The sequence below is a fragment of the Acetobacter okinawensis JCM 25146 genome, assembly GCF_000613865.1.
In the GTDB taxonomy this organism is placed as follows: domain Bacteria; phylum Pseudomonadota; class Alphaproteobacteria; order Acetobacterales; family Acetobacteraceae; genus Acetobacter; species Acetobacter okinawensis.
In genome coordinates this window covers 24,528-45,520 of the sequence record NZ_BAJU01000004.1, presented here as the reverse complement: position 1 = coordinate 45,520, position 20,993 = coordinate 24,528, and the positions used below count along the sequence as shown (strand labels likewise).

Annotated in this window: 19 protein-coding genes and 1 pseudogene; 2 read left to right on the top strand and 18 right to left on the bottom strand. The window is 55.4% G+C overall.

Going from position 1 to position 20,993, the window contains the following annotated elements; all coding sequences use genetic code 11:
• Window positions 1-7: 7 nt before the first annotated feature.
• The 16 genes and pseudogenes from hypB to JCM25146_RS03350 all read right to left on the bottom strand — a co-directional run bounded on the left by hypB (window position 8) and on the right by JCM25146_RS03350 (window position 15,651).
• The gene (gene hypB / locus JCM25146_RS03420; protein WP_025825912.1) at window positions 8-925 is read right to left on the bottom strand and encodes a hydrogenase nickel incorporation protein HypB; all 918 of its coding nucleotides are present in this window, start codon (window positions 923-925) and stop codon (window positions 8-10) included.
• Window positions 925-1,266, bottom strand: a complete 342-nt coding sequence (gene hypA, locus JCM25146_RS03415; RefSeq protein WP_025825910.1) for a hydrogenase maturation nickel metallochaperone HypA — start codon at window positions 1,264-1,266, stop codon at window positions 925-927. Before hypA ends, hypB begins: the two co-directional genes overlap by 1 nt.
• Window positions 1,259-2,119 carry a nickel-dependent hydrogenase large subunit gene (locus JCM25146_RS03410; RefSeq protein ID WP_159101956.1) on the bottom strand — a complete coding sequence of 287 codons (861 nt, stop codon included), beginning with the start codon at window positions 2,117-2,119 and terminating at the stop codon, window positions 1,259-1,261. Before JCM25146_RS03410 ends, hypA begins: the two co-directional genes overlap by 8 nt.
• A gap of 145 nt (window positions 2,120-2,264) precedes the next feature.
• Window positions 2,265-3,101 carry a [NiFe]-hydrogenase assembly chaperone HybE gene (locus JCM25146_RS03405; protein ID WP_025825906.1) on the bottom strand — a complete coding sequence of 279 codons (837 nt, stop codon included), beginning with the start codon at window positions 3,099-3,101 and terminating at the stop codon, window positions 2,265-2,267.
• Complete coding sequence (locus tag JCM25146_RS03400; protein ID WP_025825904.1) at window positions 3,098-3,988, bottom strand: hydrogenase expression/formation protein; 891 nt, start codon at window positions 3,986-3,988, stop codon at window positions 3,098-3,100. The genes JCM25146_RS03405 and JCM25146_RS03400 overlap by 4 nt, the downstream gene beginning before the upstream one ends.
• Window positions 3,985-4,395, bottom strand: coding sequence for a thioredoxin domain-containing protein (locus JCM25146_RS03395; protein WP_051543982.1), 411 nt, complete (start codon window positions 4,393-4,395; stop codon window positions 3,985-3,987). The genes JCM25146_RS03400 and JCM25146_RS03395 overlap by 4 nt, the downstream gene beginning before the upstream one ends.
• 7 nt (window positions 4,396-4,402) lie before the next feature.
• A complete protein-coding gene (locus tag JCM25146_RS22390; protein WP_159101955.1) occupies window positions 4,403-4,600 on the bottom strand; it encodes a hypothetical protein in 198 nt (65 codons plus the stop codon).
• 139 nt (window positions 4,601-4,739) lie between these two features.
• Window positions 4,740-5,417, bottom strand: a complete 678-nt coding sequence (locus JCM25146_RS03385) for a HyaD/HybD family hydrogenase maturation endopeptidase (RefSeq protein WP_025825901.1) — start codon at window positions 5,415-5,417, stop codon at window positions 4,740-4,742.
• A 223-nt stretch (window positions 5,418-5,640) separates the two neighbouring features.
• Window positions 5,641-6,402: a Ni/Fe-hydrogenase, b-type cytochrome subunit gene (gene cybH, locus JCM25146_RS03380; RefSeq protein ID WP_025825899.1), complete on the bottom strand. Its 762-nt coding sequence runs from the start codon at window positions 6,400-6,402 to the stop codon at window positions 5,641-5,643.
• A 13-nt stretch (window positions 6,403-6,415) separates the two neighbouring features.
• Window positions 6,416-8,236: a nickel-dependent hydrogenase large subunit gene (locus JCM25146_RS03375; RefSeq protein WP_025825897.1), complete on the bottom strand. Its 1,821-nt coding sequence runs from the start codon at window positions 8,234-8,236 to the stop codon at window positions 6,416-6,418.
• Complete coding sequence (locus tag JCM25146_RS03370; RefSeq protein ID WP_025825895.1) at window positions 8,233-9,312, bottom strand: hydrogenase small subunit; 1,080 nt, start codon at window positions 9,310-9,312, stop codon at window positions 8,233-8,235. The genes JCM25146_RS03375 and JCM25146_RS03370 overlap by 4 nt, the downstream gene beginning before the upstream one ends.
• 182 nt (window positions 9,313-9,494) lie before the next feature.
• Entirely contained in the window at window positions 9,495-10,667 is a 1,173-nt protein-coding gene (locus JCM25146_RS22790; protein ID WP_199897696.1) for a carbamoyltransferase HypF, read from the bottom strand.
• Window positions 10,609-11,801: pseudogene (gene hypF / locus JCM25146_RS22780) on the bottom strand (carbamoyltransferase HypF). Before hypF ends, JCM25146_RS22790 begins: the two are co-directional and overlap by 59 nt.
• Window positions 11,801-13,276 carry a nickel-dependent hydrogenase large subunit gene (locus JCM25146_RS03360; protein ID WP_025825893.1) on the bottom strand — a complete coding sequence of 492 codons (1,476 nt, stop codon included), beginning with the start codon at window positions 13,274-13,276 and terminating at the stop codon, window positions 11,801-11,803. Before JCM25146_RS03360 ends, hypF begins: the two are co-directional and overlap by 1 nt.
• A gap of 8 nt (window positions 13,277-13,284) precedes the next feature.
• On the bottom strand, window positions 13,285-14,247 hold the full coding sequence (locus tag JCM25146_RS16875) for an NADH-quinone oxidoreductase subunit B family protein (RefSeq protein ID WP_456303740.1): 963 nt from the start codon (window positions 14,245-14,247) through the stop codon (window positions 13,285-13,287).
• A gap of 42 nt (window positions 14,248-14,289) precedes the next feature.
• The gene (locus tag JCM25146_RS03350; protein WP_025825891.1) at window positions 14,290-15,651 is read right to left on the bottom strand and encodes an ATP-binding protein; all 1,362 of its coding nucleotides are present in this window, start codon (window positions 15,649-15,651) and stop codon (window positions 14,290-14,292) included.
• Window positions 15,652-15,887: 236 nt separating this feature from the next.
• On the opposite strand from JCM25146_RS03350, the gene JCM25146_RS03345 reads away from it, so the two are divergent.
• On the top strand, window positions 15,888-18,188 hold the full coding sequence (locus tag JCM25146_RS03345; RefSeq protein WP_051543978.1) for a TonB-dependent siderophore receptor: 2,301 nt from the start codon (window positions 15,888-15,890) through the stop codon (window positions 18,186-18,188).
• A 45-nt stretch (window positions 18,189-18,233) separates the two neighbouring features.
• Here JCM25146_RS03345 and JCM25146_RS03340 read toward each other — a convergent pair whose 3' ends face one another.
• Both JCM25146_RS03340 and JCM25146_RS03335 read right to left on the bottom strand, forming a co-directional pair.
• Window positions 18,234-18,791 (bottom strand): flavin reductase family protein, encoded by a 558-nt coding sequence (locus JCM25146_RS03340; protein ID WP_025825886.1) that lies wholly within the window; start codon window positions 18,789-18,791, stop codon window positions 18,234-18,236.
• A gap of 165 nt (window positions 18,792-18,956) precedes the next feature.
• Window positions 18,957-20,231 carry an MFS transporter gene (locus JCM25146_RS03335; RefSeq protein ID WP_025825884.1) on the bottom strand — a complete coding sequence of 425 codons (1,275 nt, stop codon included), beginning with the start codon at window positions 20,229-20,231 and terminating at the stop codon, window positions 18,957-18,959.
• A 72-nt stretch (window positions 20,232-20,303) separates the two neighbouring features.
• On the opposite strand from JCM25146_RS03335, the gene JCM25146_RS16870 reads away from it, so the two are divergent.
• Window positions 20,304-20,873 (top strand): TetR/AcrR family transcriptional regulator, encoded by a 570-nt coding sequence (locus tag JCM25146_RS16870; protein WP_035371929.1) that lies wholly within the window; start codon window positions 20,304-20,306, stop codon window positions 20,871-20,873.
• Window positions 20,874-20,993 lie beyond the last annotated feature (120 nt).

The following is a 20,993-nucleotide window of genomic DNA, read 5'->3' as shown; positions in this document are numbered from 1 at the left end:
GTTATATTCACTCCGCTGCGCGCAGCATGTCTGCACGGGCCTGTGCCTGCGCAGCCAGAGCATCCAGCAGTGCTCGACGCTCGTCCTTTAACCAGCCCAGCCATTCCGCCATGCCCTGTCCGTTACGCGTGGAAACATGCAGGATACGTGCGGCAGGTGCGACGCGTCTTACATTGCCTTCCAGAGCCGCCAAATCCACATCCAGATAGGGGAGCAGGTCAGTCTTGGTGAGAAGAACCATATCTGCCTTTTCAAAAATGTCCGGGTATTTAAGAGGCTTGTCCTCCCCCTCTGTTACGGAGAGCAGCGTAACCCGTCGCTTTTCTCCCAGATCAAACGCTGCCGGGCATACTAGATTGCCAACATTTTCGATAAACAGAATACCGCCCATACTCACATCAAGATGTTCAGCAGCGTGCCCAACCATATGGGCATCAAGATGACAGCCCTTGCCGGTATTGACCTGAATGGCAGGTGTGCCGGTAGCCCGGATACGCTCTGCGTCATTACTGGTCTGCTGGTCGCCCTCAATAACTGAGCACGTTATGGTGCCTGCCAGTATTTTAAGCGTTTCGACCAGCAAAGTGGTCTTGCCTGCCCCCGGACCTGCCAAGAGGTTGAGGGCAAGGTTGCCGTTCTGTGCAAACCGGGCACGGTTACTGGCGGCATAAGTATCGTTCTTGGAGAGAATATTGCGCTCGATTTCTACCATTCTCGCTTGTGACAGTCCCGGCGCATGGGAGCGTGCTGGTCCACTGCCATAATCCAGACGGTCATGTTCATCCGCTCCGTCATGCGCGTGCTCGTGTTCGTGCGTGTGTGGATGAGTATGGTCATGATGGTGGTGCGTCCCACCATGGGAGTGGGCATGTTCTCCACCTTCAAGCGTTGCGCCATCACCGCTACAACCGCATGTTGTGCACATTAGATTACCTCCATGTCTTTCAGCTTTATGTCAGCCCCACCTGACGGTTGCAGGCGCACGCCCCCACAGTTAGGGCATGGGTCAAGCCGGTTTTCCAATGTTACTGTCTGCCCGCAATCAAAGCACCATGCGCGCCCCGGTACGTCCACAAACTCCAGTTTTGCTCCCTCGGCCACTGTGCCACGCGCCACAACCTCAAAGCCAAAACGCATGGCGGGTTGCTCCACGCCGGCAAAGCGTCCGACTTCCAGCCTTATGCATCTGACTCTTGTAAAGCCTTCCCGTCGCGCGCTTTCTTCAATCACGCCTAACAAGCTCTCGCATAAAGACATTTCATGCATGCTGCGTAAGCTCCACCGTAACCGGTACGCAGGGGTTAAGCGCTGCCAACACACACTCGAGCGACACCTTAGCGCAGCCCGAGCGCAGGCGGGAGACAGCCTGCCGGAAAAGCCCGTTCTCTGCCATATGCCAGAATGTGGGTGACAGGATTTGATAGTCTGTTACCAATCCGTTGTGCATTTGCACGGCATGGACCAGCATGCCACGTGCAGCCCTTGCTACCCCAACCCCGCGCTCCATATTGGCCCTAAAAGGATTCACACGCGCAAAGATGGTTTCTGCCTGATCTTCCAGGCAAGCCAGAAACTCCAGTAACCGGGCTACCAACCGTGCAAAAGGTGTAACTTCTCCGGTTCCGAGCAGAGCTTGCATAACGGGGTAATGTGCGTAATCGGGCCAGATACTCGCATCATACGCCATGACTGGAGCACCCTGCCCCCGTTCATGCGCAAGCCATGCCTGCACGGATTGCGAAGTTAATTCTGGCATGCTTACCACCGCCCCGGCAGCCGCCAAAGCACTTTGGCAACGGTTGAACAACCGAGGTAGAAATGCACTGTTTTCCGTTCGGCCGGTTGCAAGCCATGCTTCAAACGCCTGAGCGTTCATGTGCGCCAGACTGACATTAGAACCGGTCAACTCCCGTGCCAGAGCCTGCCCGGTCTGCCGGTCCTGTAACACCCGGCACAGGCGCTCGCGCTGGGGGGCAGATTCAGATGCACTGGTAGTGTAACCAGCAGCGCCAAGGCGTGATCTTGCAAAACCTCGTCCTGCATACGGGCGTGATCGAGCACAGTTGGCAGGGCTAGCCCCATGGCTCGTGCACTGGCTGCCATATGAGCCACCCGACACAGACCAAAAACCCGACCAATTAACGCTATGGCCTGCTCTGGTGGTAAACCAGCACACAAAAGCCCGGCGTCAACGACACTCTGTGTTTGCATATGCCAAGGCTGGCCGCACTGCCCCCCGCTTAGGCAAATTGTGCCAATCATCCCTACGCCCCTGCCCGCGCTGTTGGGCGGCCGACCAACAGGCTCCTGCGGCCCATATCTGGTTTTTCTGGGAGTTGATCAGCCTGCGCAGTATGCTTCGCGGTGTGTGCTGCGCCAGACTGAGGATTCAGCGCTGGGTCCAGCAAGCCCCTTACTGCGGCTTGTGCCGTATCAATTGCTTGTAGCATGGTCGTAAAATTAAACACGGGCGAAAACAGCGAACACGCCCAGTACCCCCGCAATGCTTCTGCCCCTCCATCGCGCAGGACTGCTGTAAATTCGTATGAACCGGACGGGAAATTCAGCAGTTTTTTACTCCCTGAAACCACACCAGACCAGTCTGCCCCGGCACTGGGGAACGCAATCAGATTCATGAACCACGGGGTCACCAGCGCTCCCACCAACTGCCCTTCAAACGTGCAGAATCCTACGGCCTTGACATGCAGGGCCTCGTTTACAAATGGCAACCCACGCATCTTGCTGGCATAAATATCGGTAAACACCTCTTCCAGCGCACGGGCAAAACTGCTGGCGGGGTCTGACATGTGTTTTTGTTCCGTCTGCATCATGGAACCGGTATTGGCCGACTTTTCCAGATCTGGCGGCAAGGGGGAAGCAGACACGACCATAAACTGCTCTTTTGCGCCGTCGCATGTGGGGCAGCGCCAATAGTCGGGCAGGCTGGAAAATGGCGTATGCGGGGGCACCTGCCATACCTCACACCCCTCTGCCGGGTCATACACACTCCAGCATATCTTGCATTCCATGACGGCATCATCTGCCAGCCGCGTGGCATCGCCCATATAGGACCCTTCAAAACGAGGGGTAAGGCCGCTCATGCCTGTTTTTCCTGCGGGGAGGTGCTTTCCTCCCTCAGCACGGCGCATATCTCACGGAGGCGAATGGCGGAATCTGCAATATCTTCTGCTGCCGCACAGGCAACTTCCGGCACGGCTGATACCTCTATCGTGTCCAGAATAAGCGTGTCCATGGAGTTATAATACCGTACGCGCCAGACATGTGGCGTGGCGGTTGCCTCTATTCGACAATTGCCATACCCGCGCGAAAGAATGGTTAGTCGTCCCCGGCCCAGAGTGGCTTCTAGCAAGGCCATATCTTCTGGCGTGTGCGGCAGCAGGCTAAGGTTGACAACATGTGGGTGGTGCTGAGGCTGCCAGTTTTCGCTCCGGTCGAACAGTTCTGTCAGGATGGCAGGAGCATTAACAATTCCGTCCGCCACTCCCGCAGCAATATTTGGGCGCGCAGGTCTGGGCGGGAAGGCACGGGCCAGCAGCGCTCTGGGGAAGGCCGAAACCTCTACCTGTTCGCGCACATCTTGTCGCTGCGAGCCACTATAGGCACGCAGGGCCCATATGCCCGCAAACACTGTTTCCTGCACCTCGACCAACCCTGCGGCATCTTCCAGTCTGGCTGAGACTTCTCCCTCCCCCAGAGCGTCATGAACTGCAGCTGTCACGGCGGGGGACAGGTTATGCCATGGCAGCAGGCAGGCATCCCCCGCGCGCCATGCCTGTGCCTGTTGTTGCAAATCGTCCAGAAAAGCCAGTGTCGCCACCATTATGGCCGGGTCATCAATCTCTGGCACGTGGGGTTCGTACACATGCACGCCCGAGGGCATGGCCAGATAGTTCAGCTCCTCGTCCTCCTGCCCGATTTGCGAGCCCGGACCAAACCCGACTGGAGGAAACATAAAAGATGCGCTCATGCTACGGGCTCCCCGTCTGCCACGTTGGGCGTTGCAAACAATGCTCCAAACCTGCTGACATAAGTATCCCAGTCCCGCATGCGCGAAATGCTGGCTTTAACCTCTCCGTTTTCAAGCAACACCAGCGCAGGCAGGGATAGATCACGCTCCGTGCGCACAAGAGCGGCTTCCAGCCCGGCATCGGCTACAGCGCCATTGACAGGCTGGGCCCCTTGTAAGCAAGCAGCCCCCAACTGCAACAGGTCCGGCAAAATGGCTGCAAGGTCAGGTGTTTCCAAATGTATTCTTGCGTGGCTGGGTAGCAGCAGAAGTACATAACCTGCCTGAGCCTGCTCCAGCGCATGCAGGACAGGCATACCGTGACGGACCGTCAGCCCCTGTACCAAGGGAAGATCTAGAACGGACATTTCTTACTCAGGCCTCCGTAAGCCCTGCATCAAATGCAGCCTGCAGATGGGGGGGAAGACGCGGTGGTGCGTCACACAGGTCCGCAAACCCGTGAGTTACAATTTGCTCGGCAGCGCCCGCGGGTGCTGCGGCCAATGCGGCAAGAGCCTCAAGGGCGTCCTGGAGTTTGCGGGCTTCCTCTGGTTCCATACGTGCACGTGCCATGCCCATAAAAACCAGCAGATAGTCCCTTCGCATGCATCGGGCACCAATATGGTATCAACCTGCGCGTGCCTGACAGGCTGCTGGCCTGGCCGGGGGGCAACTACGCAGAACGCCACACTTCCCTCGAAGCGCAAAACTTTCATGGGTATGCCAAGGCACATGGATTATAATCCTCCTTACGTGCAAGCACGCGCTCATCCCCGTAACGGCAGGCCAGTTCTGCAGAGGGGCGGCCCTGTTCATAAGCCGTGCGTGCTATGGCCTGTGTCATGACCCCGGCACCCGGGATGGGGGCGCGCTGCGCAGGAGTGGGGTAGACACCATAGCGCTGCGCCAGAAGGTCCAACACCATACGTACGGCATGCGGCACCTGACGGGCGACAGCCTCAGTCAGTCCGCCGCCATAATCCTGCATGGTAACGGGTTGAACACCCACCAGATGAATGGAGCGTGGCGCATGACCACGCAGGTCCAGCAATGCCAGCACTTCCTGAAAACCGGTCTGGTGGAGGCTCATCTTCCTCGCGCCAATGGTTGCAGGCACGGCAGAGCCTTCCACATGGTGTAAGGTGGCTGGTGCCAGACCAAAATCTATGGCGTCCACAATAATCAGGGTTTCCAGGTCTTCGAGCACAGGGAGCAGATATAACCCCTGCGTACCGCCATCCATGATCTGCACGTCGTGGCCAAAACGGTACTGTGCGGCAAGGTATTCCACTGCGCGGACACCAAACCCTTCGTCCGCCCACAGAATATTCCCGATGCCCAGCACCAGAATTTTCCGTTCATCACCATATAGAACAGTGTCTGCCACCACGCCTGCTACCTCCTGCCACCTTTGCGTGGAAAATAACGAACCAACCTGAGCAGGTCCGTGCTTTCCCCTCCCTTAATCAAATAGAAGCAAGAAGTGTGCCAACTTCCAGAATGGCAGATATGCAACCGGCTAAATACAAAAATCCTACCAACACGTAAATGTGATGGTAGGATTTTGTGGAAACTGGATTTCCAGAATGATCTGTTTTGTGGTCAATAACCTCTCACTCAGGGCGATCATCCCGGTAAGAGCGGTAGCCATTGGTCATGGCAGATAGCAACGTCTGCCGGGACATAATATCCTCCCGGGTAACGGTGTAGATATGGATCATAACAAATAGAATAATAACCCACATACCCCAGTGATGCAGGAAATGGGTGCCAAGGCTCCCTCCCAGCCAGGGCATGACCCAGCCGAAAACCCTGCCTTCCCAGCTATCCATACCAGTACCATCGGAATACAGCGCAAAGCCGCTGATGATCATGAACAGGCCGGTTAAGGTAAAACAGAAGAACAGGGCTGTACGGGCAAGTGGATTATGCCCGATTGTTTTTTCGCCCTGCTTTTTAATAAAGGCGTAGACCAGTATTTCGTCCAGAAGACCTTTCCAGTAATCCTTGCGCCAGAATGGGATATAAAAAAGCTCCCGCGCGTAAATATTCCCCATAAAGGTCCATAAAACACGCCCGGCAAACCCAACGGCAAAAATCCATGCCGCAGCAAAATGCAGATACCGGATCCAGCCCATCAGGAAGTGGTTACTGGCCTCCCCCGATAGTGAGGGCGGAGGAGAGCCAATAAAATACCCCGTAACCACAAGCACAACAATGGAAGCAGCAGTAATCCAGTGCCAAAGCCTTACCGGGGCCTCATACACATAAATTGTGGTGAGCTTGCGCGCACGCAATGTGCGCGCATTCTGCCCTTGCAGGTTTGTTCCCTGCAAATCCTCATCAGTCAGGATATTTGATTTGGATGGAACCATCAGGCTATTCCCCTCAGCGCACTGTTACGCGGGCAAGTTCATCCCCATCTGGTGCCATGACATGCGTGGCACAGGCCATGCAGGGGTCAAATGAATGGAGGGTGCGCAGAATTTCCACCGGCTGTTCGGGGTTGGCCATGGGGGTACCCAGAAGCGAGGCCTCAAATGCGCCGATATTGCCTTTAGCATCGCGCGGGCCTGCATTCCATGTGCTTGGCACCACGCATTGGTAGTTTTCTATGCGGCCATCCTTGATTTTGATCCAATGGCCAAGACCGCCGCGTGGCGCGGCGACAAGACCCACGCCTTTGGCCTCTTTGGGCCATGTTGCCGGGTCCCAGCGGGACATGTTTGCTGTCGCCAGATCGCCATTCCGGATGTTTGTAATCAGGGCATCATAATCATCCAGCAACTGCTGAGCACAATAATGCCCTTCCAGCGCACGGGTCAGCGTGCGGCCAATGGTGGTTGGCAGTGCCTGTTGCGGAGTAAAGCTGGTGCCTGCCAGAGCATTAAAGCGACCTAGCGCGTCATCTACCTGTGCCTTAACGTAGGGCACACCTTTTGCATACGCCAGAATATAGCGCGCCAGAGGTCCAACCTCGCACGCATTACCACGCCAACGTGGTGCCTTGACCCACGAATATTTAGCGTTTTCGTCCACTGCCTCAATATTGGTACGTGTGCCTTTGGCCCCACTGCCCAGAGCATAGTGCGGATCGGTGACCCCATCCCACGGGTGAAGGCCAATATCTTCCCTGCCCTGCCCGTAACTGTACCAGCTATGGGTGACAAATTCCTGAATCTGTTGTGGATCACGGGCATCAATCGGATGGATTTCGTTCCAATTGCCATTCAGGATTACCCCGCCGGGTAGACGATCGGTGGATTTGTCACCCTGAACAGTTGGGTAATCGCCATAATCCATAAGATTGTGGTTTGCTAGGCCACCACCGTAGAGCCAGTTCTTGTAATAGCTGGCAATGGCAATCACGTCCGGTACATACACATTTTGTGAAAATTCATAAGCTTCATCAAGCTTTTGCTTAATGAAGTTCAAGCGTTCCATATTCAGCGGCGCACCAGCCGCCATATCGCCGTCAATATTGATGGCACAGGGAACACCGCCAACCATATAGTTGGGGTGTGGGTTCTTCCCCCCCAAAATGGTATGGATTTTTACAATTTCTTTTTGAAAATCGAGTGCTTCCAGATAATGCGTTACAGCCATAAGATCGGCTTCAGGTGGGAGCAGATAGGCTTTGCTGTCCCAGTAACCGTTCTTGAAAATGCCGAGTTGCCCGCTTTCCACAAACTTTTTCAGTCTGTTCTGCACATCGCGGAAATAGCCGGGAGAAGATTTTGCATGGTTGGGGGAAACAGACTGTTGCAGCATGGACGTTGCACGCGGGTCTGCCCGCAGGGCATTGACCGGGTTAACCCAGTCCAACGCGTGCAGATGGTAAAAATGCACTACATGATCATGCCATGCCAGAACCTTGGCCATAATCTGGCGGATAAGAAATGCGTTGGTAGGGATACGAATATCCAGCGCATCTTCTACCGCACGTACAGAGGCCAGAGCATGGCAACCTGTGCACACGCCACAGATACGCTCTACAAAAGCCCATGCATCACGCGGGTCTCGTCCACGCAGAATAACCTCCAGACCGCGCCACATTGTGCCGGTGGAGACCGCATTGCGGATAATATTCTGCTCATCCACATTAACCTCAACCCGCATATGTCCTTCAATGCGGGTCAGAGGGTCCACCACAATGCGCTTTCCGCCGTTATCAAGAGCAAAACCGTTTGGTGTCTGGAGCGTGGTCATTGGGCGTCATCCCCTTTGTAACGTGCGCGGCTGAGCGCGCTTATGGCGGCATGGGCAGCAAGGCCTGCGCCAACGGCTCCGGCGGCAACCATGCCAACCTTGTCAGCACTGGCCTCTATGCCAAAGCCTCCGACATTCTGTAGCCTTGCGTACCATGACCCCTTGTCCCAGAACCCATCTTCGGAACAACCGATGCAGCCATGACCGGACTGGATGGGGAAGGACACGCCATCATTCCACCGCACGGTAGAGCAGGCATTATAGGTGGTTGGGCCTTTACAGCCGACTTTGTAAAGGCAGTAACCCTTGCGAGCGCCTTCATCATCAAAGCTTTCTACATACTGACCCGCATCAAAATGGGGGCGACGGTAGCATTTGTCGTGAATACGCTGAGAGTAGAACATTTTGGGCCGCCCCTGCCGGTCAAGCTCGGGTAGACGGTCAAATGTGAGCATGTAGGTAATAACACCCGTCATAACCTCAGCAATAGGAGGGCAACCGGGCACCTTGATAATGGGTTTGTCCAGAATGACTTTGTGCACAGGAGTTGCCTGTGTGGGATTGGGCCTTGCCGCCTGCACACAGCCATACGAGGCACATGACCCCCATGAAATAATGGCCTTGGCTCCGCTGGCTACTTTTTTAAGCTGCTCTACAAATGGCTTGCCGCCAATAATGCAGTACATACCATCTTCATTTAGGGGTGGGTTCCCTTCCACGGCCAGAATATAGTTGCCGTGGTACTTCTCCATAACCTCGTCCAGAATGGCTTCGGCCTGGTGCCCGGCAGACGCCATGAGGGTATCGTCATAATCAAGCGAGATCATGGACAAAACCACATCCTTGACCAACGGATGCGCCGAGCGGATAAAACTTTCAGAGCAGCAGGTGCATTCCAGCCCGTGCAGCCACAATACGGGCAGGCGGGGTTTGGTTTCCATTGCACTGGCAATCTGGGGCACAAATTCCGGCCCCAACCCAAGGGCAGCGGCGGTAAGCGAGCAGTATTTGATAAACGACCGACGGGTAATGCCCTGCCGTCGCATCACGTCGTAAAACGTTTCAAGTCCAGCCATCAATGAAGACGTCCTCCTCAGGCGGCGAACCAGAACAGGTCCGCAATTACCTACAAGGAGGAAGCAAGAAGTGTGCCACCCTTAAAAAATGCTGACTGTTCCGGCCTTAGCGCACCAATGGCACAATCTGGCCGACAGAATTGGCTGCCAGCTTTCCACTTTTATTGGGTGCGTTAAAAATTTTAGAGCTGCCGGTGCCGGTATGCTGCCACTGCGGCCTGCCCCATAGCCAGCCCTCCATCCCCTGCAGGCACCTGTGCAGGCATAAGCACACGCAGCCCAGACGACTGCAAAAGCGGCACCAGCATGCTAACAAGCACACCATTATGCATAACCCCGCCAGCAAGTGCCACCGTGCTCAGACCCGCATGTCGGGCAAGCTGGGCCGAGGCACGTGCCAGAACATGGGCCAGTCCGGCATGGAATGCCCATGCCAGTTCGGCGCTGCTGTTACCCTCTGCAAGTCTGTGCAATGCGGCACGCCACATGGGGGCTGGGTCAATTTCCAGCAGCTTTTCACGCATGCGCACACCAAATTCCAAGGGTGCGCACGTCCCTCCAGCACGTTCAGCTAGAGCTTCCAGTTGTAGGGCGGCCTCGCCCTCATAACTCATGCTTGGCGGGGCATGCCCGACAAGGGCTGCCATGGCATCGAACAGGCGTCCAGCTGAACTGGTCAGCGGGGAATTTAGCCCTGCACGGGCCATGGAACGCAGGGTATCCACCTGTTTTTCCTTCAGTGCGCACAACTGCGCCTGCACTTTGCTGGCACCCTCTACCCCTAAGGCGTTGTCCAGATGTGACAAAAGCATGCGCCAAGGTTCGCGCGCGGCCTTTTCTCCCCCGGGCATGGGTACGGTGGCCAGATGACCTACGCGGGCCATGTGAGCATAATCACACACCAGAATTTCGCATCCCCATAAAGTACCGTCAGGCCCATAGCCCGTGCCGTCAAGTGCAAGTCCCAGAACAGGTCCCTGCTGCCACCCGTTCTCAACCATGGTGGCGGCAATATGCGCATGATGGTGCCAGACTGTTTCAAGTAACCAGCTTTGCTGTTCCGCAAGTTTCTGCCCTAGAGCACGGCTGCGGTACCCTGGGTGTGCATCCACTGCTACGATCGCAGGTGTTTGACCAAAGAGTGCTCTATAGTCGGCAAGAGCCGTCAACATGGCCTGCTCCGTAGCCAGTTGTCCCATATCTCCCAAATGATGGGACAACAAAGCCCGGTTGCCTGTGTAAGGCAGAATGCTGCTTTTAAATCTCCTCCCATGGCCATAATGGGGGGGGACTTTGCTAAAAGAGCGGGTAGAGCAAGTGGTTCTGGCGCCAGCCCCGCCCCCGGCGCAAGACACGTACCTGCTCGTCCAACACACGCACCACACTATCGTCCAGACGGCGGGCAATGGGGCGGTCATGCATAAGCCATGCATCCGCAATACCCTGTAAATCTGCCAGTGCTGCGGCATTATGTATAGCCTGTGGTAGCCCTGAGCGGTTGGCACTACTCATAACCAGTGGCTGACCGACTTTTGCATCAGCAAAACATGCAAGGGCGTATAAGGCAAAAGTAGCCCGACCCGCTCCATACCCGGTGCCACATTAGGCGCCAAGGAGCATGCTCTCCGCTTGCGGACCAATACGACCGGGGCAGAAACATCCTCCAGCGCCTGACATTCCACCGCGCATAAACTGGCATAGACCTCCGCCATAGGCATATCCCGTACCATAACTGCAAGTGGACGTGTGGGACGATGCTTGCGGGCACGCAGTGCGTCTACGGCAACCTCCGAACAGGCAAGGCAGGCGAGATGAAATCCCCCTATCCCTTTTATGGCCACTATCTGCCCTGCCAACAGGCTGGCCACAGTGCTATCGAGTGCTGCATCCCCTAAAACCTGACTGCTTCCGTGCTGGTCAGAGGTAAACGTTAACTGGGGGCCACATACGGGGCACGCAATGGGCTGGGCGTGAAAGCGCCTGTCCTGCGGGTTGGCATATTCAGCTCCGCAGGCAGAACACATGGAAAAACCTGCCATGGTCGTGCGAGTACGGTCATACGGCACCCCAGTGACAATGGAAAAACGTGGCCCGCAGTCTATGCAATTTGTAAATCCATACTGATGGCGACGGTCGTTTTTATCTGCGATTTCTGCATTACACGCCGTGCAGACCGCCATATCTGCCACAATACCCACCTGTACCGCACCGGGTTGGCTGGCCTCTATGGTAAAACCCTGCCAGCCCCCCTTTGCCACCATGCTACGTTCAATTGTGACAATGCGAGCCCGTGCGGGGGGATAAGCCAGACCTTCGACCAATGCCGCTCGCTGGTCTGGCGGGCCTGCCACCACAATACGCACGCCGTCTCCGCAGTTGCGCACATAACCATGCAGACCCAGTTTTTGCGCAAGACGCCATACAAAAGGCCGAAAACCAACGCCCTGCACCAACCCTGTTACAAAAATTTCCTCGGCGCAATCGGGCATTAGTGAACCGTGCAGGCCATGCACGGGTCAAACGAGCGCACAATATGCTGCACGGAGAGAGGTGTCTGCTCGCCAGCCCGCACGGGCGCTCCTCTCAAGGCGTATTCAAGGGGCCCTTCCACACCGGCCCTATCTCTGGGTGAAAAATTCCATGTTGTCGGAGCTATGATCTGATAGCGGGAGATCACTCCTTTTTCCACACACAACCAGTGCCCCAGCGCGCCGCGAGCGGCCTCCGTCATGCCTATGGAGCGCCCATCGGGTACGGCGTTTGGCTGGGCGTGGCACCATGGTGCGCCCGGTTGCAGGGCGCGGACCCATTGCTCCATCAACGGCACAAGCCGTGCGACTTCAATAAGTCGTGCAACCACGCGTGACAGAACATTCCCTCCGCCTTCGGCAACAAGTCCGCGTACCAGTGGCTGACCTGCCATGAGCTGACGGGCCAAAGCACCTGTCTCACACGGCTGGCCTGCCATACGGGGGGCCTTGCACCATGTATAGGCTGTGTCATCACGCATTTGCGGTTCGGTTGTGCCTTCAAACGGCGGTAGGGGCTGGACAGTCTCTGCCATGTGACTAAAGGCGTGGTCTTCACGCACATCATGAATGTTCAGCGCACGCAAGGAACCAGATTCAAAAATACCTGAGCGCCAGTGACGTTGCGTGGAGTCAGACTCAAATCCCGGATAAGCCCCGAAGCTTAAAAAACGATCATAGCTCCGTCCGCTTTTTTGCAAGGAAAGATCCCGGGCAATTTGCAAGAACAGACCAAAATCTGATCCATTCTGCTTACCCTCCCACTGCCAAAGATCCTCTGGGGCCTCAAGGGCCGTCACATCTTCCAGCCGTGTTCCATACAGGGTCTCCTCCAACGCAGCGCGTACACCCCCCAAAATGCCCCATAAACGTGCACATTCCTGCTTTTCCACCCCACGAGATAAACCACCGGGCTGTATGGCCAGCGTATGCGGCCAGTGTCCAGCCAGAATACCCATGACATGCAACGCAAGTGCACGCGTTTGCAAAATATTGCGCACAGCGCTTCCCCGCAGCGCGGCAAAGCGTTCATGCACCCGGCTATACCAATGCCGTCCCTCATAATCTGGGCGGGCAAAATCGGGCATGAAGAACAGATGAAAATGCGTAAGATGATCTGCCAGATTTTCAGTCGCTAAAATAAGATTGGTTGCAAGCTGGCCGTTATAGGTTGGTACCATACCCATAACACCCCCCAGAGCCAAAGCCGCAGCATGGGACTGGGAGACGGAGCAGATGCCGCAGATACGCGGCGCAATAACCAGTGCGTCCATTGGAGAGCGACCTTCCAGCACACGCTCTATGCCCCTAAAGAGCGGTGCGTTCACCCATGCTCTTTCCACCTGATGCCCCACCACATCCAGCCGGACTTCCAGATCCCCTTCCACCCGGTTAAAAGGGCCTGCAACCATCCGGGTTTTAGTCTGTTCCACCATACCTGCGCCTACCCCTCCCTGCCCGGAATATGTGGCGGAACAAGTAAGTGGTCGCTGGCTGCATTACGGGCCACGCGCTCTGGTGTTGCCGCCTTTGCCAGCGTGGAGAGCGCGACAAACCAAGCCTTTGGCATATCGGTCGGCAACCCGACAGGAATCCCGGCAATACGCGGCGTTTGTGCAAAGGGATGACCGGGGTCTTCAAACTCGGGAGCCGTGCAGTTAATGCAGGCATAACCCCCACGAGTGCATGACCCCTCCCCATTCCATAAGCGGTTATTACAATCTGCATGAGCTTGTGTGCCAACGCACCCCATATATTCCATCATGCAGCCCAGTTGGGCAGGCTCACGCGCGCTGGCTTTGTATTCGTAGTACTCATTGCGTGTACAACCCTGATGAACAAGCTGATCAGCATAAAGACGGGGCCGACCTACCGCGTCCATATCCTCCACACTCAGGTTTTCCTGCGCGAGCAGAGCCAGTGTTTCTATTACCCACCCTGGATGTGTCGGACAGCCAGCGATATTGACAACCGGCAAACCGGATTGCGCCCGAAAATCTGCCCCCAACGCGCCGCCTAAGTGAACCCCCTCATACTGCAACCCACAGGCATCCAGAATATTGGGGGATGCTGCGGCCATACCGCCGTACGCCGAACAACTGCCAACAGCCACAACGTAACGGGCGACAGCGGCCAACTGGCTGACCCACTCCATCATAGGCAGATCGGTGCCGCCCATAACATGGTAACGCCCTGTGCCCTCCGGCCCACGCAGGACTGCTCCTTCCAGACACAGGGCGTCCATGCGCACACGACCGGCCAGAATATCAGCCAGCAGCCCCTTGACCTCGGCACCACTTGGCTCGGACAAACTAGGGTGCCACAAAAACTCCACACCGGCTCCGCGCAACTGGCTACAAGATCCGGGGTTTCCGCGCACAGGAGTGACATGCTGCAACCACCACATCCGCCAGACTGAAGCCACAGAACCGTAAAAGCCATACCTTTGTTACCCTTTTTCCGGCAGTACAGCGCATGCACCATCCGGAGCAAAAGCTGGTAGGTCGAACATTACAACGGCTCCTCCCTGCGCTCCATTGCGCGCGGTAAGCCGCCCTCCATGCTCAGACACGGTACCATAACATATGGCAAGCCCAAGCCCCGTCCCCTTGCCGACTGGCTTGGTCGTGAAAAACGGATCAAAAATATGGCTTGCCACGTCGGGAGGGATACCACTCCCATTATCAGCAATCTGGATATGCACGCGCGTGTCATCTCTCTTTGCCGTAACGCACAAAACTGGATGCTGAATATCTTCCATGGCATCTAGCGCATTCTGTACCAGATTCATAACCACCTGCTGCATGCGCCCTGCATGCCCTTCAACCTCCAGCGGCTCCTCAACATCCACGCGGGTTTCCACCATACGGTCCGCGCTGGCAAGCACCCATTCCAGCCCCTTGCGCACCACAGCTGCCATGTCAAACACTGCGCCAGCACTCCGTTTATCTGACGAAAAGCGGCGCAAATCAGCAACAATATCCCGCACTCGCTCGGCACCTTCCACAATACCGTCCAGAGTGCTCCCCAGTTCGGAAGTAACCATATCCACCCGCAGCGTCTGACGCTCATGTGCAAATAAAGATGCGGCGGGTTGTGCGTGAATATGTTCCAGATACGCAATTAACCTCGGAATAAAGCGTTTGAGTGTATAGGCATTGCCATACACAAATGAGATCGGATTATTCAATTCATGCGCTACCCCGGCAACCAGCCGTCCGAGCGAGGCCATTTTTTCGGCCTGCACCAACTGCACATGGGCCGCTTTGAGGTGACGATGCGCCTGATCCAGCTCTGAATATGCCCGCCTGACCTCACCCAATGGGCGGCCGAGTAGCACAATGCCGCAAAGACGTTTCCGCCGGTCGTATAACAAAGTGCCATTTACGGCAAAAGGCAGGGCCCCTGAAGAGGTAGAAAACTGAAACTCGGCGTCTTCCAGACCCTGCCGCCGTGACATGCAACGGGCAACATCCATAGCGCTGATCCCTGACGCAGATGCAATCAAATCCTCCAAACGCACACCGACAATGCTTTGCCCAGCAGGTGCAAAAAGTTTTTCCGCTGCCGTATTCGTACGCACAATGCGCAACGCTGTATCACATGCGATCAGCACATCGGACATGGATTCAAACACACTGGCCATGAAGGCATGCGCTTCTTCCAGAGCCGCATTTTTGCGTTCCAGTTCCACCTGCTGGCCTATCAACTGGCCCCAGGTTTCTTCCATTTTACCTATTACGTTCAGCCATATCTGCTCACCTTCGGCAGAAGCATTGATCGGCTCAACCTGCGGGGCCTTTCCAGTCAACGTCTTCAGGCCCCTTTTCTTTCGTCAGTGAATGGCGTGGGGATTATAACACAGGTAAAAGTGCCGCCTATCCCTTCCGCCTCCAGAGCATGATCAATCGGTAAGGCTGCGTCTTTATTCCTTTCATACTGTCATGAGCCGCCAAGCCGAACGTCATAAATCTTGGAAAATTCACAAACTCGTGATATGCGAGTGATTCTTAGTTGCGTTTTTATCTTGAGAGGTGGAGTGGCCAAATGGAAACGGACGGAAGAATTGGCGTAACGATACAAAAATTGTGTCGCTACAGTGTTCTGGCATGGAGCGTGAGTGCCGGACTTCCTGTCACGTTTGCCCAGGCGGCTGACACAGATGATACAACCGAGAAAAAAGCCGCTTACTCTTATTACTCAACTGAAGATCAGAAAAAACGTCACACTAAACATGTGCAGAAAACCCAAATATCTGCCGAAAATGATATGCCCAGCAGTGTAGAAAGTCTGGTGGTCTGGGGAGAAGGGAAGAAAAACGCCACAACTGATGGTACCGGCAGCTACGTGGTCAAGGCTGTTTCCATGGGAAAAATGCTCATGCGGTTGAATGAGATTCCACAATCCGTTTCCGTTCTCAGTCGACAGCAGATGCGTGATCAGAATTTGAATACAGTTGATGATGCGCTCAAACAGGTGCCTGGCGTCAATGTCAACTTGTACGGTGATGGTACGGCTGGCATTGCGGCTCGTGGCTACACGTTAACACCTCAGTTTGATGGTGTACCGTCGTCAGGTGGGCTACAAATGGCCCAGCAGTTTGACCTTGCCATTTACGACCGGCTTGAAGTGCTGCGTGGACCTAACGGGACTTTTCAAGGGTCTTCTCCACCCGGCGGAAGCGTTAATTTTGTGCGAAAACGTCCTCTGGACCATTTTAAAGCGCAGGGATCGTTCAGCGGTGGTTCATGGAATAACTTTCATGCTGACGCCGATATCACAGGTCCGATAACACCTTCAAAACGTGTCACCGGTAGATTTGTTGTTGCTGGCACAGATCGCGACTTCTTCTATCAAGCTGCACACGACCGGCGCTGGACAGCCTATGCCGATATTGATGTGCACATCACCGACCACACAACCCTGTCCATGAATGCAACCGGGCAGAAGAACGATACCACGCGCTTCATGGGCCTGCCCCGTGCAGCAGATGGCAGTGACCTGCATTTGAACCGGAACAGTTTCGTCGGAGCAGACTGGGGGCATACAACATCGCCCATGTACGAACTGGGTGGAGAGTTGGAACACCGTTTTGGCGGAGGCTGGCGTACCCGTCTGACCGGTCGACATCGTATTACCGACACGAGCATGCATTATACCTACCTCAATAGTGCAGTGACTGCGACGAAAACAGCCAATTTTGTTGTTGCAAATTCGTTGGTACACGATCAGTACGACGGTATTGATCTCTATTTTTCAGGTCCTATTCATGCGTTTGGTCGAAAGCATGATCTGGTAATTGGTGGAAATTATGACTCTGATGTCATGACAGACGGAGGAGCGACACAGAATTCACGTGTGAATACGGGGCTTGCTGGACTGGATATTTTTTCACCAGCGATTTCAAGCGCCATACAGCCTGATATCACCACAATGTATCGGGAGCCGACACGGCAGAAAGGCATGTATGGTTCTCTGCGGATTGAACTACTGAAGTCCTTGCATTTACTTATGGGAGGACGGATCAGTTTTTATGAATATAAATACAGGAATATTTCCACAAACACGCCTTATGTCATTAGTCTGAAAAATAACGCCGTCCCAACTCCCTATCTGGGGCTTGTATGGAATATTATCTCCAGTGTTTCTGCCTATGCCAGTTTCACAGACACCTTCACGCCACAGTCCGGTTATACACCAACCGGACGTTTAAAGCCGGATCTGGGACAGCAGATTGAGGCAGGGCTCAAAGGAGAGTTCTTCCATCATAACCTGAATGTAACATTGGCTGGTTATCGGATTATTGAACGCAACAAAGCAATGATTGACGGTGATCTTGCACCCACCTGTGGGCGTAATGGAAACAGCGACTGTTATCGTGCGGCAGGTCGGGTACGAAGTCAGGGTGTTGAGGTGGAAATGATCGGCCGCATCCTTTCCGGCTGGGATATCAATGCCAGCTACACGTATAATGATAACGTCATTCTAAAAGACAGTAATGCTGCACTGGAAGGACGCGCCTATGCTCCCAATTCCCCCAAACACCTTTTCAAGCTCTGGAGCCATTATCGATTTGCTGCTCCTGAGCAAACAAAAAATGTCTGGAGTGTTGGGGGTGGTCTAACGGCCCAGAGCAGTACATTTGGCACAACTCGGACTGTCAGGCAGGGCGCTTACGTGGTGGCGAACGCACAGGTCGGGTATCAGTTCAATCCCAAGTTGAATGTTGCTGTTAATATCAACAACATCTCCAATATGCGCTACTATCAGCGCCTCGGCAATATTTATTATTATAACTATTATGGAGAACCACGAAACTTCATGGCAACATTACAGAGTGTTTTTTAAAGTAGAAATTTCGCGGCAGACCCCGTGGGAATGATCATGTGTGGATTATGATTTATGTGTCAGGACGCTCGGTGGTAGTTTCGGGCGCATCATCATGCGCCGATCCAGCACAGACCCATCTGTCACAAAGGTGCCATCGCCAATGGCGTGCAGGGGTGAGCGTTCCTTGCGATGCGGGTCGGCATGGGCCTCAACCCCTTCAAGAATGACGATGCCATACGGCGCGATGATGTCGATGACGCGGCATTCGATGTTCGCCAGACATTCTGTCAGAAGCGGCGCTTTCACCTTGTCCGCCTTACGGCGGGCAAGACCGAATTTTTCGAACTTGTCCGTATCCCTGCCAGAGCAGAGACCAATCCCCACGGCAGTGTCGAGCATGTCAGCAGATGGAATAGCGAGCACGCATTCCCGCGTTTTCTCAATCGCCTTCCATGAATAATTCCAGGGACCAGTGGTGATGGCGAAACGCGCGTCAAAATCCAGCACCATGGTCCAGGTGATCGTCATGACATTGTCGCGCCCACTGTCATGCGTGGTTACGAGCGTTACCGGCCCGGATTCCAGAAACGTAAAAGCCTGATCAAGGGGAAACGCTTGCATGGTCGTCGCCGTCCGGTTGTTGCCGATCCAGCACGTATAACACGATTATGAGTGTTTCTTCCTATCCTGCTGGTTTTAAGCCTTTGACCGGGAGTGTCCGCTCCAATACATCCAAAGCCTTGCCGCAGCACAAAATGAAGGTGACACCGCATGTAGCGGCCCGCCTCACTCCGCAGCTATGCTGACACCTTGCGCCGGAGATCGCCCGATCCGCAGTGCCATCAGCGCAGCGGCCACTCCGGCAAGTCCGGCCATCACCAGCATGTCACGATAGCTTCCCTGTGTTTGTCGTAGTACACCTGCTAGTGACGCAGCTAGGGCCGCGCCGATTTGATGGCCGAATACGATCCATCCAAATACGACCGGTGCGCGAGCCTCGCCGAAAGCGGCATTGGCAAGTCGAAGTGTCGGCGGTACCGTCGCGATCCAGTCCAAACCGTAGAATACGCCGAACAGCATCAGACTTACGCCATGGAAGTCTACGAACGGTAGCGCCATCAACGATAAGCCACGCAGTCCGTAATAGGCAAAAAGTAGCCTCCGCGCGTCCACCCGGTCAGTAAGCCAGCCCGAGGCAGTGGTACCGAAGAGGTCGAAGAACCCCATGAGCGCGAGATACCCTGCGGCTGGGACAGCACCCACGCCGTGATCAGCACAAATCGCAATAAAATGCGTGCCGATCAACCCGTTTGTCGTGAAGCCGCATATAAAGAACGTCAGGAACAGCCGCCAGAAATCCCGCGTCGCCATCGCTTCACGCAATGCCGACACCGCAATGCGCAGCGGATGATGTGACGGACGTGCTGGAGGGACATACCCTTCCTGCGCACCAAGCGGCACCAGCCCCAGACGCTCGGGGTGCTCTGGCAGGAACAACGCGACGAGCGGCACCAAACCCAGACATGCAGCTGTTACGGCAACGACCGGCCCTCGCCAGCCATGCGTCTGTGCTAGGGAGGCCAATGCCGGCAGGAACAGCAACGACCCTGTTGCCGTACTCGCCGCGAGCAGACCCATGACCGTGCCGCGACGCGCCACGAACCAGCGATTAACGACCGTAGCCCCAAGCACCATCGCAACGGCACCGGTACCGAGGCCGGTCAACAGACCCCAGGTGAGAAAGAATTGCCACGGTGCGGTCATGAATAGCGAAAGCCCGGATGATGCGCCGATCAGCAGGAGCGCTCCGATTAACGTGCGCCTGATGCCGATCGATTGCATCAGCGCTGCCGAGAACGGTCCCACAAAGCCGTAGAGGAAAATGCCAAACGCTGCGACCGAGGAGACTGTTGCCCTACTCCACCCCAATTCCATTTGCAGGGGCATCATCAGGACGCCAGGCGTTGCACGCACACCGGCCGACACCAGCAAGGAGAGAAAGGTGAGCGCCACGACGACCACAAAGACGGCACCCTTGCGGATGTGAAAGTTTCTGCTCATATGACTGACCGGTAAGTTACAATACAGCCACCGTAGGTACCGGTCGGTAACATCGTCAAGTGGAAATATATTATGAAGCGCCCCCTCACCGGCGTCAGCGCCGCCGAACGTATTCGAGCCTCAGCGCGTGAACTGTTCTACAACAACGGAATACGCAGCGTCGGCGTTGAAGAGATCGTGCAGAACGCGGGCGTCACCAAGCCTTCGCTCTACCGCGCCTATGAGTCCAAGGACGGCTTGGCTGCAGTCTACCTCGATGAATTCTTCCTGACTTGTCGTAAGCGCTTCGAGGAGGCAGAGGCTGCCTGCCCTGACGATCCGCGCGGCCAACTCCTCTTCTATTTCGACGGTCTGGCCGAGCGGGCCTCCCACCCAGCCTATCGCGGCTGCGGGCTGACCAACGCAATTCTGGAGTTCCCTAATCGCGAGCACCCCATCCGCCGGGAGGCCGCGCGACTGAAGCAGGCGATGGCCGACTGGATATCCTCACGTGTCATGCTTCTGGGCAAACGCGACCCTGAAGTGCTCACCTCCGGTTTGGTGCTGCTGATGGAGGGGGCATTCGTTGCAGGGCAGGCCTTCGCACCTCCGGGGCCTGGCGCTCATGCCAGCATGGTGGCCCGCCTCATGCTTGATGCGTAAATACGTTATGAAGCACTTTTCCCTGTTGGGCGTTACATCTCGCATATTGCCCATGGCAGTCCACGTTCCTTACAGTGAGACTGCCCCTTGAGTTTAGGGTCTGTTAGATCTTGAAATTCG